This is a genomic window from Streptomyces sp. NPDC085927 (assembly GCF_044540975.1).
Lineage (GTDB): Bacteria > Actinomycetota > Actinomycetes > Streptomycetales > Streptomycetaceae > Streptomyces > Streptomyces hirsutus.
Window position 1 is genome coordinate 13974 of record NZ_JBITSN010000031.1, and the last position, 15478, is coordinate 29451.

The following is a 15478-nucleotide window of genomic DNA, read 5'->3' on the forward strand; positions in this document are numbered from 1 at the left end:
CCGAGCTGTCACCCCGGTGCCGTCCGGGCATGGAATCATGGCGGCAACGGCCCAAACGGTGGGCCGTTGCCTTGGGTTGGCGATGGCTCAGGACCACAGGCCACAGCCTTCAGGGGGAGGAACGATGGCGGACAGCTTCGGACCGATGCGTGGAGGGGACTCCGACGGCGGCGGCACCGGCATGGGGCCGGACGCGGGCTCCCGGTACGGGGAGCCGGCGAAGGAGGCGGACCGGGAGCCGATCAGAGTCCTCGTGGTGGACGACCACGCGCTGTTCCGTCGCGGTCTGGAGATCGTGCTCGCGGCCGAGGAGGACATCCAGGTCGTCGGCGAGGCGGGGGACGGCGCGGAAGCGGTGGAGAAGGCCGCCGACCTGCTGCCGGACATCGTCCTGATGGATGTGCGGATGCCCAAGCGGGGCGGTATCGAGGCGTGCACCTCCATCAAGGAGGTGGCCCCCAGTGCGAAGATCATCATGCTGACGATCAGCGACGAGGAGGCCGACCTCTACGACGCCATCAAGGCGGGCGCGACCGGTTACCTCCTCAAGGAGATCTCCACGGACGAGGTGGCCACCGCCATCCGGGCAGTGGCCGACGGGCAGTCGCAGATCAGCCCGTCCATGGCGTCGAAGCTGCTCACCGAGTTCAAGTCGATGATCCAGCGCACCGACGAGCGCCGGCTGGTGCCCGCGCCCCGGCTGACGGACCGTGAACTCGAAGTGCTCAAGCTCGTCGCCACGGGGATGAACAACCGGGACATCGCCAAGGAGCTGTTCATCTCCGAGAACACCGTGAAGAACCATGTGCGCAACATCCTGGAGAAGCTGCAGCTGCACTCCAGGATGGAGGCGGTGGTCTACGCGATGCGGGAGAAGATCCTCGAGATCCGCTGAGCGGTGTCAGGCGAAGGCGCGGGACAGCTCCGCGGTGAGCGGCTCGCGCAACTCCGGCGCGTCGACCCGCTCCACGCGGACGTCCGTGCAGTCCACCCAGCCCGCCGCCTCGATCAGGGCCTGTGCGACGGCGGGGACCGCCTGGGGGCCGTCCAGCGTGATCTGCTTCGCCACCAGGGTGCGGCCCTCGCGGGCCGGGTCGACGCGGCCGACGAGCCGGCCCCCGGCGAGCACGGGCATCGCGAAGTAGCCGTGCACCCGCTTCGGCTTCGGCACGTAGGCCTCCAGCCGGTGGGTGAAGCCGAAGATCCGCTCGGTGCGCGCCCGTTCCCAGACCAGGGAGTCGAACGGGGACAGCAGCGTCGTACGGTGGCGTCCGCGCGGGGGCGTGGCGAGGGCCTCCGGATCGGCCCAGGCCGGCTTGGACCAGCCTTCGACCGCGACCGGCACCAGGCCCGAGTCGGCGATCACCGCGTCGACCTGCTCCCCCTTGAGCCGGTGGTAGTCGGCGAGGTCCGCGCGGGTGCCGACGCCGAGTGACCTGCCGGCCAGGCGGACCAGTCGGCGCAGGCACTCGGCGTCGTCCAGCTCGTCGTGCAGCAGGGACTTCGGGATCGCGCGCTCGGCGAGGTCGTAGACCCGCTTCCAGCCGCGGCGCTCGACGCACACCACCTCGCCGTACATCAGGGCCCGCTCGACGGCGACCTTGGCGCCGGACCAGTCCCACCACTCGCTGGTGCGCTTCGCGCCGCCCAGGTCGGTCGCCGTGAGCGGGCCCTGGGCGCGGAGCTGCTTGACGACCTGGTCGTAGGCGCCGTCGGGCAGTTCGTGGTTCCAGTGGGGGCGGGCGCGGTAGGCGCGGCGGCGGAAGGCGAAGTGCGGCCATTCCTCGATCGGCAGCAGGCAGGCCGCGTGCGACCAGTACTCGAACGCGCGCGGCGGCTCGGCCCCGGACTTCCAGTACGTGTCCTCGACCGCCGCCCGGCCGACGGCCCCGAGACGGGCGTAGGGGATCAGCTCGTGGGAGCGGGCGAGGACGGAGATGGTGTCGAGCTGCACCGCACCCAGGTGACGCAGGACCCCCCGGACACCGGAGCGGCGGTCGGGGGCGCCCAGGAAGCCCTGGGCGCGCAGGGCGATGCGGCGGGCCTCGGCTGCCGAGAGGTCCGTGGACGGACGAGGGAGGGTCGTCATACGTCCGCACGATAGAGGGCGGCACTGACAACGGCCGGGCGGCGGGCTGGGGCCTGCCCGGCGGATCAAGGCCGGAGGCGGGCGGGGGTGCTTGTCCGGACAGGGGCTCCGGCACGATCCGCCTGACGGGCCATCGGACCCTGGGCGGGCACCGCGGCCCGGGGACGATCAGGGCAGCGTCCTGCCCGCTTGCCGCTCCTGATCCGGACCGGAGATCGTCCAGGGATCGGACCAGGGAGGCCCGCAGACCGGCCCGGAGGCCGGACCCAGGGACCCGAAGGCCGGACCGGAGCGACCTGAAGGCCTGACCCGGGGACCTGAAGGCCGGACCGGAGCGACCTGAAGGCCTGACCCGGGGACCTGAAGGCCGGGCCGGAGCGACCCGGAGGCCGGGCCGGAGCGGCTCAAAGGCCGGGCCGGAGCGGCTCAAAGGCCGGGCCGGAGTGATCCGGAGGTCGGACCGGGTCCGGAGGGCGTCACTCCTTGGCGGGCAGGTAGGGGGCCGTCGATGCGAGGCCCAGGTCGGACGGGAGCAGGGAGCCGATCCAGCAGTCGCGCAGTACCCCCTTGTTGTTGAGGGAGGAGCGCAGGGTGCCCTCGAGGACGAAGCCCGCCCGTTCCGCCACCGCGCGGGAGGCCCGGTTGCCGACCTCGGCGCGCCATTCCACGCGGTCGACGGACATCTTCGTGAAGGCCCAGCGCGACACGGCGAGCGCGGCCTCGGTGATGTAGCCGTGCCCGCGGTGCTCCTTGACGCCCCAGTAGCCGATCTCCCCCACTCCCAGGGACCGCATGGTGATGCCGAGCATGCCGGTGAGCTCCCCGGAGGGGAGGAAGACGCCGAAGGTGAACATCGAGCCGCTCGCCCAGCCGTCCGGGACCATCTGTTCCGTGAAGCCCCGCGCGTGCTCGGGAAGGTACGGGGAGGGGACCGTGGTCCAGCGCTGGATGTCGGAGTCCTGGCAGGCGGCGTACACGGCGTCGGCGTCCTGGGGGCCGACCGTGCGCAGCAGAAGACGGCCGGTGGTGAGGGTGACGGGGTCCATCGGCCGATTCTGCTCACGGAGGAGAGGGCGGCGCCAACTCTTTGCCGTACGTGAGGAAAGAGTCACTCTTCGCGTTGTTCGACGGGCGGGGCGGCACCATCCGGAGGGTATGGACGTTGTTCCTTCGAAAGCGGCCGTGAAACAGATATGACGCTGTGCGCGGTCACGGTCACGGCAGGCCTCCCGGCGTGGTGGGGTCCTCGCATACGATGGCCGTTGCTCAGCAATGAAATGGAAACCGACCGTCCCAGGCCCGACCGGCAAGGAGACCACCCCCCGTGTCCGTCCTCTCCAAGATCATGCGTGCAGGCGAAGGCAAGATCCTGCGCAAGCTGCACCGCATCGCGGGCCAGGTCAACTCCATCGAAGAGGACTTCGTCGACCTCTCCGACGCCGAGCTGCGGGCCCTCACCGACGAGTACAAGCAGCGGTACGCCGACGGCGAGAGCCTGGACGACCTGCTCCCCGAGGCCTTCGCCACCGTCCGTGAGGCCGCCAAGCGCGTCCTGGGCCAGCGGCACTACGACGTGCAGATCATGGGCGGTGCCGCCCTGCACATGGGGTACGTGGCCGAGATGAAGACCGGTGAGGGCAAGACCCTCGTCGGCACCCTGCCCGCGTACCTCAACGCGCTCTCCGGCAAGGGCGTCCACATCATCACCGTCAACGACTACCTGGCCGAGCGCGACTCCGAGATGATGGGCCGCGTCCACAAGTTCCTCGGCCTGGACGTCGGCTGCATCCTGGCCAACATGACGCCGGCCCAGCGCCGCGAGCAGTACGGCTACGACATCACCTACGGCACGAACAACGAGTTCGGCTTCGACTACCTGCGCGACAACATGGCGTGGTCCAAGGACGAGCTGGTCCAGCGCGGTCACAACTTCGCCATCGTCGACGAGGTCGACTCGATCCTCATCGACGAGGCCCGTACGCCGTTGATCATCTCCGGCCCGGCCGACCAGGCCACCAAGTGGTACGGGGACTTCGCCAAGCTGGTCAAGCGCCTCAAGCGCGGCGAGCCCGGCAACCCCCTCAAGGGCATCGAGGAGACCGGCGACTACGAGGTCGACGAGAAGAAGCGCACGGTCGCCATCCACGAGTCCGGAGTCGCCAAGGTCGAGGACTGGCTGGGCATCGACAACCTCTACGAGTCGGTCAACACCCCGCTGGTGGGCTACCTGAACAACGCCATCAAGGCGAAGGAGCTCTTCAAGCGCGACAAGGACTACGTGCTCATCGACGACGAGGTCATGATCGTCGACGAGCACACCGGCCGTATCCTCGCGGGCCGCCGCTACAACGAGGGCATGCACCAGGCGATCGAGGCGAAGGAGGCGGTGCCGATCAAGGACGAGAACCAGACGCTCGCCACCATCACCCTCCAGAACTTCTTCCGCCTCTACAAGCGCAGCGACCACGAGGGCAAGGAACAGCCCGGCCTGTCCGGCATGACCGGTACGGCGATGACCGAGGCCGCCGAGTTCCACCAGATCTACAAGCTCGGCGTGGTGCCCATCCCGACCAACCGGGACATGATCCGCAAGGACCAGGCGGACCTGATCTACCGCACCGAGGTCGCCAAGTTCGAGGCCGTCGTCGACGACATCGAGGAGAAGCACGGCAAGGGTCAGCCGATCCTGGTCGGCACCACCTCGGTGGAGAAGTCCGAGTACCTCTCGCAGCAGCTCAGCAAGCGCGGCATCCAGCACGAGGTGCTGAACGCCAAGCACCACGACCGTGAGGCGACGATCGTCGCCCAGGCCGGCCGCAGGGGCGCCGTCACCGTGGCCACCAACATGGCCGGCCGTGGTACGGACATCAAGCTGGGCGGCAACCCCGAGGACCTCGCCGAGGCGGAGCTGCGCCAGCGCGGCCTCGACCCCGAGGAGCACATCGAGGAGTGGGCGCACGCCCTGCCGGAGGCGCTCACGCGGGCCGAGGACGCGGTCAAGGCCGAGAAGGACGAGGTCGAGCGGCTCGGCGGGCTCTACGTGCTCGGCACCGAGCGGCACGAGTCGCGGCGGATCGACAACCAGCTGCGCGGCCGTTCCGGCCGTCAGGGCGACCCCGGCGAGTCCCGCTTCTACCTGTCGCTCGGCGACGACCTGATGCGCCTGTTCAAGGCCCAGATGGTCGAGCGCGTGATGTCCATGGCGAACGTCCCGGACGACGTGCCGATCGAGAACAAGATGGTCACGCGCGCGATCGCGTCGGCCCAGTCGCAGGTCGAGACGCAGAACTTCGAGACCCGTAAGAACGTCCTGAAGTACGACGAGGTCCTCAACCGCCAGCGCGAGGTCATCTACGGCGAGCGGCGCCGCGTCCTGGAGGGCGAGGACCTGCAGGAGCAGATCCACCACTTCATGGACGACACCATCGACGCCTACGTCCAGGCGGAGACGGCCGAGGGCTTCCCCGAGGACTGGGACCTGGACCGGCTGTGGGGCGCCTTCAAGCAGCTCTACCCCACCAGGATCACCGTCGAGGAGCTCGAGGAGGAGGCCGGCGACCGGGCCGGGCTGACGGCCGAGTACATCGGCGACACCATCAAGGACGACATCCGCGAGCAGTACGAGCAGCGTGAGGCGCAGCTCGGCTCGGAGATCATGCGTGAGCTGGAGCGCCGCGTCGTGCTGTCGGTCCTGGACCGCAAGTGGCGCGAGCACCTCTACGAGATGGACTACCTCCAGGAGGGCATCGGCCTGCGCGCGATGGCGCAGAAGGACCCCCTGGTCGAGTACCAGCGCGAGGGCTTCGACATGTTCACCGCGATGATGGACGGCATCAAGGAGGAGTCCGTCGGCTACCTGTTCAACCTGGAGGTCCAGGTCGAGCAGCAGGTCGAGGAGGTCCCGGTCGAGGACGTCAAGCCGGTGGCCGACCTGGAGAAGCAGGACGCGGTGCCCGCGCAGGCGGGTGCCCGGCCGGAGATCCGCGCCAAGGGGCTCGACGCCCCGCAGCGGCGGAACCTGCACTTCTCCGCGCCGACGGTGGACGGCGAGGGCGGCACCGTCGAGGGCGAGTTCGCCGATGACGAGCCGGTGCGCTCCGAGGCCGACGGCCTCACGCGCGCCGAGCGCCGCAAGCAGGCGCGGGGCGGACGCCGCCGCAAGAAGTAGTGACCGCGGCTCCGCCGGGAGCGGTGAGCTGCCGGCGGAGACGGGCCGAGGGCCGGGCACCCCAGGGGTGCCCGGCCCTCGGGCGTCGTACGGGACCTGACGGGGGCGTACGGGCCCGGTGCCGGGGTGCGCCCGGCGGTGGGGCGCGCCTGGCGGTGGGGCGCTGGGCTCAGCGGTCGTGCGGACGGGGCGGGCGGGGGCCGCCCAGTTCCACGGCGGTGCAGCGCCAGCGCAGGTCGTGGCCCTGTTCCAGACGGAAGGCCATGGCCCGCAGCCGGTCGCCCGCGCCGATCCGGGCGAACACCTCGAGGGCGCCCTCGCGGGGGACGTAGTAGCCGATGTCGCGCACGACCGGACGGGTACCGCGGGTGCGCAGCGGACCGCGCTCGGCGAGGTCCGCCAGCTCGTCGTAGGCGCGGCCCGCGGTGTGCCGGAGCATGGAGTGGACGGGCCGCTGACCGCTCAGGACGGCGAGGAGCAGCTCGGCGAAGTGGTCGGTGGGGCGGGGCTGTGGAACGGGCCGGCGAGGTGTCTGAGCGGGCACCCGGGGGACGGCCGGAGCAGGTGCGGGACGGATGGGCGACGCGGGGACGGCCGGCGACGCGAGGACGGCGGTGAGGTGCGGCGGCCGGGGTGCGGCGGGACGCTGGGCCCGGGCCGGGACGGCCCTCGCGGCGCGTACGGAGGCTTCCCGCGCGGGGCCGGTGGACAGCGGCAGGGGACGAGGGCGTCCGGGCGCCGCCGGGGCCGTCGCGGTGAAGGACGGCGGGCGGCTGTCGGCGGGACGGGTGGAGGCGGCGCCGGGCGAGGGAGAGGGGCGGCCCTCGCCGGGGGACGGGGCGGGGACGGCGCCACCCGAAGGGATGCGGGGAGGAGGGGTGGTGCCGGTCGGGCGGCGCGTGTCGCGGCGGCCGGGAGGACGCGTACCGGCGCGGTGCTGAGCCCTGGTCATGACCTTGTTCATGGGACCCCGTTCGACGGGCCGGGCGTCACCGCCGACCGGGGGACCGGGGTGATACCAGGCGGTAACTTCGTGGTTGGGGATCTTGTACGGGGCGGCGGAGGGCGACGGCAAGGCGCCGTGAGCCGTGCCGGGGCAGCGGGAGGATTCACTTATCCGAGTGAATGACGGCCGGTCGCCCCAGTCCGTGGGCGGGCGGGCCGGGTGAATCCCGGGCACGGGGTGGACACCGCCGAGGGGGTGGGCAGGAACCCGATGGGGGACGCCGCACGTACCCTGAAGGCTCACCCGGCCGGATGCGGCCGCCCCCCAGAGGTGTCCCGCGATCCCTGGTGGACCTCCGACCACGAAAGCTGCCCCCATGCGCGTCAAAGCTGCCGACATGCGCGTCTACGTCCCCCTGACCCTCTCCGGTCTCGCCGAGGCGTACCGGACGGGAGAACTGGGCGAGGGGCGGTTCCCCGCCTACGGTGTGACGCCCGCGTTGCGCGAGTGGTATCCCTCCGAGTACGCCGAGGACCAGGAGTACGTGGCGCTGGGCTTCGCCGCGCTGGCCGCGCTGCGGCTGCTGGCCGCGGACGCCGGTGCCCCGCGGCGCCGGGTCGTGGTCGCCGTGGACGTGCCCGACGGGGCGGTCTCGGCCGATCCGGCTGGTCCCGGGGCGCTGTGGGTCGACGGGCCCGTACCGCTGGACCGGGCGGCGGCGGTGCACGTGGACGCGGCGGACGCGGAGCCGGACGTGGCGTCGGCCGCGCAGGCGCTGCCCGCGGCGGACGGCGGGGACGACGGCGCGCAGTCCGTCGTGGACGGCGCGGAGGACCACGAACTGCTGTGGTACGCCACACAGGAGATCCCGAACCTGCTGGGGCCGGCGGTCTGAGGCCTTCCGTCCGGACCGGGCCGGAGCGGGGAGAGGACCGGTGACGGCGTCGCGTTCCGGCCGCCGGGTGCGGCGCCGACCTGGTGGTCTCCCGGTTGTCAGTGGCGGCGGGTACTTTTTCCCCATGGGGATGCACAGGGACGCGCACATCGTCTGGGACTGGAACGGCACGCTGTTCCACGACGTCGACGCGGTCATCGGGGCGACGAACGCCGCCTTCGCCGAGCTCGGCCTGGAGCCGCTCACGCTGGAGAGGTACCGGGAGCTGTACTGCGTGCCGGTGCCGAAGTTCTACGAGCGGCTGATGGGACGGCTGCCCACCGAGGCCGAGTGGGAGCTGATGGACGCGACCTTCCACCGGTACTACACCGAGCACCGGGTGCGGTGCGCGCTCGCCGAGGGGGTGGCGGAGCTGCTGGCCGGATGGTCGTCGGCGGGGCGCAGCCAGTCGATCCTCAGCATGTACGGGCACGAGGACCTCGTGCCCCTGGTCCGGGGCTTCGGCATCGAGTCCCACTTCCTGCGCGTCGACGGGCGGACCGGCCCGTCCGGCGGCGGCAAGTCGGAGCACATGGTGCGGCACCTCGGCGCGCTGACCGGTGTGGACCCGGCCCGCACGGTGGTGATCGGGGACGCCGCCGACGACGCGCTGGCCGCGCGGCACGTGGGAGCGGGAGCCGTGCTCTACACCGGCGGCTCGCACAGCAGAGCCAGCCTCGAAGCGGTGGGGGTGCCGGTGGTGGACACGCTGGCGGAGGCCGTCGAGGAAGCGGAACGCCTGGCGGCCTGAGCCGGGCGCCGGACGTCACGGCGAAGGGCGGACGGCGGGTGGCGGGCGGGAAACGGACGGCAGGCGACCGGGTGTCGCCGGGCGCGCACTGTGCAGAACGTCAAAGTTCCACCCCATGTTTTGTACACATACGGCTCATGACGGGCCCCCCGCGAGGGGGGATAGCCTGGGTGGCGTGATCAGCGCGATAGCTCGCGGGGGCCTTGTCGTCCCCGTTGTGCGCCCGGAGAGCACGGACGACATCCGTGACCGGGCGGCGCTCGCTGGTCCTCGCGGGCGGGACGGGACCCGGAGGGTCCCCGAGGCGCGCCGCATCCCCCGGGTACGGATGTCGCGGAGAGCAGCGTCACACCCGTCGGGCGCGCCGAAATGGGCAGAGAAGCCCCCGCTCGTCTCATCCTGCGGCATAGCGTCGGTACGGAGCGGACATCCCGCGTCGTACCACCGCACCGCGGGCGCAGAGACCGTACTTCCTTCTACGTCACGCAATGGCGCGCGACAGGAGCCAGAGGACAATGCAGACCAAGCTGGACGAAGCAAAGGCCGAGCTGCTCGAAAAGGCCGCCCGGGTAGCTGAGAACAGCCCGGCCGGGGGGAAACTGCCGACCGGGACGACGGAAAAGGGCATGCCCGACCGGGACACCGTGCTCGCGTTCCTCCAGCGCTACTACCTGCACACCGCCCCGGAGGACCTTGTCGGCCGCGACCCGGTCGACGTCTTCGGAGCCGCCTTCTCGCACCTCCGGCTGGCCGAGAACCGTCCCCAGGGCACGGCCAACGTCCGGGTCCACACCCCGACCGTCGAGGAGAACGGCTGGACGTGCAGCCACTCCGTCGTCGAGGTGGTCACCGACGACATGCCCTTCCTCGTGGACTCCGTCACCAATGAGCTGACCCGGCAGGGCCGCGGCATCCACGTCGTCATCCACCCGCAGGTGGTGGTGCGCCGCGACCTCACCGGCAAGCTGATCGAGGTGTCCGCCGCACCCGCCGGGGGCGAACTCCCGCACGACGCCCACGTCGAGTCCTGGATCCACGTCGAGAGCGACCGCGAGAGCGACCGCGGCGACCTCAAGCAGATCACCGTCGACCTGCTGCGCGTCCTGTCCGACGTCCGCGAGGCCGTCGAGGACTGGGGCAAGATGCGGCAGGCGGCGACCCTGCTGGCCGAGGGCCTGCCCGACGAACCCGTCCCCGGGGACGTGCCGGGCCCGCAGGTCGAGGAGGCCCGGGAGCTGCTGCGCTGGCTCGCCGACGACCACTTCACCTTCCTCGGCTACCGCGAGTACCAGCTGCGCGACGACGACTCGCTGGCCGCCGTTCCCGGCACCGGTCTCGGCATACTGCGCTCCGACCCGCACCACGCCACCGACGAGGACCACCCGGTCAGCCCGTCCTTCGAGCGGCTGCCCGCCGACGCCCGCGCCAAGGCGCGCGAGCACAAGCTGCTCGTCCTGACCAAGGCCAACAGCCGGGCCACCGTGCACCGGCCGTCGTACCTGGACTACATCGGCGTCAAGAAGTTCGACGCGGACGGCAACGTCGTCGGCGAGCGCCGTTTCCTCGGCCTGTTCTCCTCGGCCGCCTACACCGAGTCCGTCCGCCGGGTCCCGGTGATCCGCCGCAAGGTCGAGGAGGTCCTCGAGCGTGCCGGCTTCTCGCCGAACAGCCACGACGGACGCGACCTGCTGCAGATCCTGGAGACCTACCCGCGCGACGAGCTCTTCCAGACCCCGACCGACGAGCTCCGGGCCATCGCCACCTCGGTGCTCTACCTCCAGGAGCGCCGCCGCCTGCGGCTCTACCTGCGCCAGGACGAGTACGGGCGTTACTACTCCGCCCTCGTCTACCTTCCCCGCGACCGGTACACCACCGGTGTGCGGCTGAGGATCATCGACATCCTCAAGGAGGAGCTCGGCGGCATCAGCGTCGACTTCACCGCCTGGAACACGGAGTCGATCCTCTCCCGGCTGCACTTCGTGGTCCGCGTCCCGCAGGGCACCGAGCTGCCGCAGCTGTCCGACCACGACCGGGAGCGCATCGAGGCCCGGCTGGTCGAGGCCGCCCGTTCCTGGGCCGACGGCTTCGGCGAGGCCCTCACCGCCGAACTGGGCGAGGAGCGGGCCGCCGAACTGCTGCGCCGCTACGCGAACGCCTTCACCGAGGGGTACAAGGCCGACCACACCCCGCGCGCCGCCGTCGCGGACCTGGTCCGGCTCGAACAGCTCGACGACGAGAAGAACTTCGAGCTCAGCCTGTACGAGCCGGTGGGCGCGGCCCCCGAGGTGCGCCGCTTCAAGATCTACCGCAAGGGCGAGGCCGTCTCCCTCTCGGCCGTGCTGCCCGTGCTCCAGCGGCTCGGCGTCGAGGTCGTCGACGAGCGGCCCTACGAGCTGCGCCGCGACGACCGCAGCGTGGCCTGGGTCTACGACTTCGGACTGCGGCTGCCCAAGGCCGCGGGCGGCGCCGACCACCTCGGGGACGACGCCCGTGAGCGGTTCCAGGAGGCCTTCGCGGCGACCTGGACCGGCAAGGCGGAGAACGACGGTTTCAACGCCCTGGTGCTGAGCGCCGGGCTGACCTGGCGTCAGGCGGTGGTGCTGCGCGCCTACGCCAAGTACCTGCGTCAGGCGGGCTCCACCTTCAGCCAGGACTACATGGAGGACACCCTCCGCAACAACGTCCACACCACCCGGCTGCTCGTCTCCCTGTTCGAGGCGCGGATGTCGCCGGAGCGGCAGGGCGCCGGCTTCGAGCTGGTGGACGCCCTGCTGGAGGAGGTCGACGCCGCCCTCGACGAAGTCGCCTCGCTCGACGAGGACCGCATCCTGCGCTCCTTCCTCACGGTGATCAAGGCGACGCTGCGCACCAACTTCTTCCAGGAGGCGAGCGGCGGCCGCCCGCACGACTACGTCTCCATGAAGTTCGACCCGCAGGCCATGCCCGACCTGCCGGCGCCCCGCCCGGCGTTCGAGATCTGGGTGTACTCGCCGCGGGTCGAGGGCGTGCACCTGCGGTTCGGCAAGGTCGCGCGCGGCGGCCTGCGCTGGTCGGACCGCCGGGAGGACTTCCGTACCGAGATCCTCGGCCTGGTCAAGGCGCAGATGGTGAAGAACACCGTCATCGTGCCGGTCGGCGCCAAGGGCGGCTTCGTCGCCAAGCAGCTGCCGGACCCGTCCGTGGACCGCGACGCCTGGATGGCCGAGGGCGTCGCCGCGTACAAGACGTTCATCTCGGCGCTGCTCGACATCACCGACAACATGGTGGCCGGCGAGGTCGTGCCCCCGGCCGACGTCGTCCGGCACGACGGGGACGACACGTATCTCGTCGTCGCGGCCGACAAGGGCACCGCCAGGTTCTCGGACACGGCCAACGAGGTCGCCCAGGCCTACGGCTTCTGGCTCGGTGACGCCTTCGCCTCCGGCGGCAGCGCCGGATACGACCACAAGGGCATGGGTATCACCGCCCGCGGCGCCTGGGAGTCCGTCAAGCGGCACTTCCGGGAGCTGGGCGTGGACACCCAGACCCAGGACTTCACGGTCGTCGGCATCGGCGACATGTCCGGTGACGTGTTCGGCAACGGCATGCTGCTGAGCGAGCACATCCGGCTGGTCGCCGCCTTCGACCACCGGCACATCTTCATCGACCCCACCCCGGACGCGGCCGTCGGCCACGCCGAGCGCCGCCGCCTGTTCGAGCTGCCGCGCAGCTCCTGGGAGGACTACAACACCGACCTGCTGTCGGCCGGCGGCGGCGTGTTCCCGCGCACCGCCAAGTCCATCCCGGTCAACGACCGGATCCGCGAGGCCCTCGGCCTCGACTCCGGCGTCACCAAGATGACTCCGGCGGACCTGATGAAGGCGATCCTCAAGGCGCCGGTGGACCTCCTGTGGAACGGCGGCATCGGCACGTACGTCAAGGCGTCGAGCGAGTCCAACGCCGACGTCGGCGACAAGGCCAATGACACCATCCGTGTCGACGGCAAGGACCTGCGGGTCGCCGTCGTCGGCGAGGGCGGCAACCTGGGCATGACCCAGCTCGGCCGGATCGAGGTCGCGCTGCACGGCGGCCGGATCAACACCGACGCCATCGACAACAGCGCCGGCGTGGACACCTCCGACCACGAGGTGAACATCAAGGTCCTGCTCAACACCCTGGTCGCGAACGGCGACATGACGGTCAAGCAGCGCAACAGGCTGCTCGCCTCGATGACCGACGAGGTCGGCCGGCTGGTGCTGCGCACCAACTACGCGCAGAACACCGCGATCGCCAACGCCCTGGCCCAGTCCAAGGACATGCTCCACGCCCAGCAGCGCTTCATGAAGCACCTGGTGCGCGAGGGGCACCTCGACCGGGCCCTGGAGTTCCTGCCCACCGACCGCCAGATCCGCGAACGACTGAGCGCCGGGCAGGGACTGACCGGCCCGGAGACGGCCGTCCTGATGGCCTACACGAAGATCACGGTCGCCGACGAGCTGCTGCGCACCTCACTGCCCGACGACCCGTATCTCAAGGTGCTGCTGCACTCGTACTTCCCGGCCCCGCTGCGCGAGCAGTTCCCCGACCGGATCGACGCGCACCCGCTGCGCCGCGAGATCACCACGACCGTCCTGGTCAACGACACGGTCAACACGGGCGGTACGACGTATCTGCACCGGATGCGGGAGGAGACCGGAGCGTCGCTGGAGGAGATCGTCCGGGCCCAGACCGCGGCCCGCGCGATCTTCCGTGCCGCCACGGTGTGGGACGGGGTCGAGTCCCTCGACACCAGGGTCGCGGCGGACGTCCAGACCCGGATCAGGCTGCACTCGCGCCGGCTGGTGGAGCGCGGCACGCGCTGGCTGCTGAACAACCGGCCGCAGCCGCTGGAGCTCGAGGAGACGGTGACGTTCTTCGCCGAGCGCGTCGAACTGGTCTGGTCGCAGCTGCCGAAACTGCTGCGCGGCGCGGACCTGGAGTGGTTCCAGAAGATCCACGACGAGCTGGAGGGCGTCGGTGTCCCGGCGGAACTCGCCACCCGCGTGGCAGGGTTCTCCTCCGTGTTCGCGGCGATCGACATCGTCTCGGTGGCCGACCGCATGGGCAAGGATCCGCTGGACGTCGCCGAGGTGTACTACGACCTCGCCGACCGGCTGCGCATCACCCAGCTGATGGACAGGATCAGCGAGCTGCCCCGCGCCGACCGCTGGCAGTCCATGGCCCGCGCGGCGATCCGCGAGGACCTGTACGCGGCGCACGCGGCGGTCACGGCCGACGTGCTGGCGGCGGGCAACGGCACGTCGACACCGGAGCAGCGGTTCAAGGTGTGGGAGGCGAAGAACGAGGCCATCATCGGCCGGGCCCGCACCACCCTGGAGGAGATCCAGAGCTCGGACACCTTCGACCTGGCGAACCTGTCGGTGGCCATGCGGACCATGCGGACGCTGCTGCGCTCGCACTCGTAAGGCAGTACGCGCCCGCCCCGCCCGCGGCGCACAGCACAACCCGCAGGGGCGCCCCGGACCGTCGTGTCCGGGGCGCCCCTGCGGCGCGTTGCGGTGCCGGTCTCAGGCGGGCTTCGGAGCGGGCTCGGGCTCGGCTCGGGTCCTCACCTCGGGCTGCTCGGGCTGCTCGGGCTGCTCGAGGTTCGGCTTCGGCTCGGCCTTGGGCTTCGGTTTCGGCTTGCGTGCCTTGTCCGGGCCGCCGGTGAACGCCTCGTACTCCTTGAGCACCTCGTCCGTCGGGCCGTCCATGCGCAGTTCGCCGCGCTCCAGCCACAGCACGCGGTCGCAGGTGTCGCGGATCGACTTGTTGCTGTGGCTGACCAGGAACACCGTCCCGGCGTGCCGGCGCAGCTCGCGGATGCGGGTCTCGGAGCGCTTCTGGAAGGAGCGGTCGCCGGTGGCCAGTGCCTCGTCGATGAGCAGGACGTCGTGGTCCTTCGCGGCGGCGATGGAGAAGCGCAGCCGGGCGGCCATGCCGGAGGAGTAGGTGCGCATCGGCAGGGTGATGAAGTCGCCCTTCTCGTTGATGCCGGAGAAGTCGACGATCTCCTGGTAGCGCTCGTGGACCTGCTCGCGGGACATGCCCATCGCGAGCCCGCCCAGCATGACGTTGCGCTCGCCGGTGAGGTCGTTCATCAGGGCGGCGTTGACGCCGAGCAGGGAGGGCTGGCCGTCGGTGTAGATCCGGCCGTTCTCCACCGGGAGCAGGCCGGCGACGGCCTTGAGCAGGGTCGACTTGCCGGAGCCGTTGGTGCCGATCAGGCCGATGGCCTCGCCCCGGTAGGCGACGAAGGACACGTTCCGCACCGCGTGCACCGTGCGCACGCCGGATGCCTTCTCGGTCTTGCGGCGGCGCACGATGCGGTTGAGGGCCGCGGTGGCGGAGCCGCGGCCGGCGCCGGTTCCGTTGACCCGGTAGACGATGTCGACGCCGTGGGCGACGACGGTGGGGATCTTCTCGTCGGTGTTGTCAGCCACGGCCGTAGGTCTCCTCAGCCTTCCAGAAGTAGATGAAGCCGATCACGCCGGCCAGCAGTGCCCAGCCCACCGCGAAGGCCCACACGTGCGGCGGCAGGTAGGAGGAGCCGTAGTCGTCGATCATCGCGA

At 71.0% G+C, this 15478-nt stretch carries 9 protein-coding genes and 1 pseudogene; 5 read left to right on the forward strand and 5 right to left on the reverse strand.

The window, feature by feature from the left end; translation table 11 throughout:
* Window positions 1-124: 124 nt before the first annotated feature.
* Window positions 125-895 carry a response regulator gene (locus tag ACIF80_RS36805; protein ID WP_399813222.1) on the forward strand — a complete coding sequence of 257 codons (771 nt, stop codon included), beginning with the start codon at window positions 125-127 and terminating at the stop codon, window positions 893-895.
* Between the two features lie 6 nt (window positions 896-901).
* Here the strand turns inward: ACIF80_RS36805 and ACIF80_RS36810 are convergent, their stop codons facing one another.
* Window positions 902-2089 carry a winged helix-turn-helix domain-containing protein gene (locus ACIF80_RS36810; protein WP_399813225.1) on the reverse strand — a complete coding sequence of 396 codons (1188 nt, stop codon included), beginning with the start codon at window positions 2087-2089 and terminating at the stop codon, window positions 902-904.
* Between the two features lie 476 nt (window positions 2090-2565).
* Window positions 2566-3135: a GNAT family N-acetyltransferase gene (locus tag ACIF80_RS36815; RefSeq protein ID WP_399813228.1), complete on the reverse strand. Its 570-nt coding sequence runs from the start codon at window positions 3133-3135 to the stop codon at window positions 2566-2568.
* A gap of 278 nt (window positions 3136-3413) precedes the next feature.
* Between ACIF80_RS36815 and secA the strand changes: the two genes are divergently transcribed.
* Complete coding sequence (secA, locus tag ACIF80_RS36820; RefSeq protein ID WP_399813230.1) at window positions 3414-6257, forward strand: preprotein translocase subunit SecA; 2844 nt, start codon at window positions 3414-3416, stop codon at window positions 6255-6257.
* Between the two features lie 169 nt (window positions 6258-6426).
* Here the strand turns inward: secA and ACIF80_RS36825 are convergent, their stop codons facing one another.
* Window positions 6427-7221: an Rv3235 family protein gene (locus ACIF80_RS36825; protein WP_399813233.1), complete on the reverse strand. Its 795-nt coding sequence runs from the start codon at window positions 7219-7221 to the stop codon at window positions 6427-6429.
* Between the two features lie 379 nt (window positions 7222-7600).
* On the opposite strand from ACIF80_RS36825, the gene ACIF80_RS36830 reads away from it, so the two are divergent.
* The 3 genes from ACIF80_RS36830 to ACIF80_RS36840 all read left to right on the forward strand — a co-directional run bounded on the left by ACIF80_RS36830 (window position 7601) and on the right by ACIF80_RS36840 (window position 14332).
* The gene (locus ACIF80_RS36830) at window positions 7601-8098 is read left to right on the forward strand and encodes a DUF6912 family protein (protein ID WP_399813245.1); all 498 of its coding nucleotides are present in this window, start codon (window positions 7601-7603) and stop codon (window positions 8096-8098) included.
* A gap of 124 nt (window positions 8099-8222) precedes the next feature.
* Window positions 8223-8888, forward strand: coding sequence for an HAD family hydrolase (locus ACIF80_RS36835; RefSeq protein ID WP_399813235.1), 666 nt, complete (start codon window positions 8223-8225; stop codon window positions 8886-8888).
* Between the two features lie 515 nt (window positions 8889-9403).
* Window positions 9404-14332: an NAD-glutamate dehydrogenase gene (locus ACIF80_RS36840; protein WP_399813237.1), complete on the forward strand. Its 4929-nt coding sequence runs from the start codon at window positions 9404-9406 to the stop codon at window positions 14330-14332.
* A gap of 102 nt (window positions 14333-14434) precedes the next feature.
* Here the strand turns inward: ACIF80_RS36840 and ACIF80_RS36845 are convergent, their stop codons facing one another.
* Entirely contained in the window at window positions 14435-15349 is a 915-nt protein-coding gene (locus ACIF80_RS36845) for an ABC transporter ATP-binding protein (protein WP_399813239.1), read from the reverse strand.
* A pseudogene (locus ACIF80_RS36850) lies at window positions 15342-15478 on the reverse strand (ABC transporter permease); the annotation flags it as partial. The gene ACIF80_RS36845 and the pseudogene ACIF80_RS36850, both read right to left, overlap by 8 nt.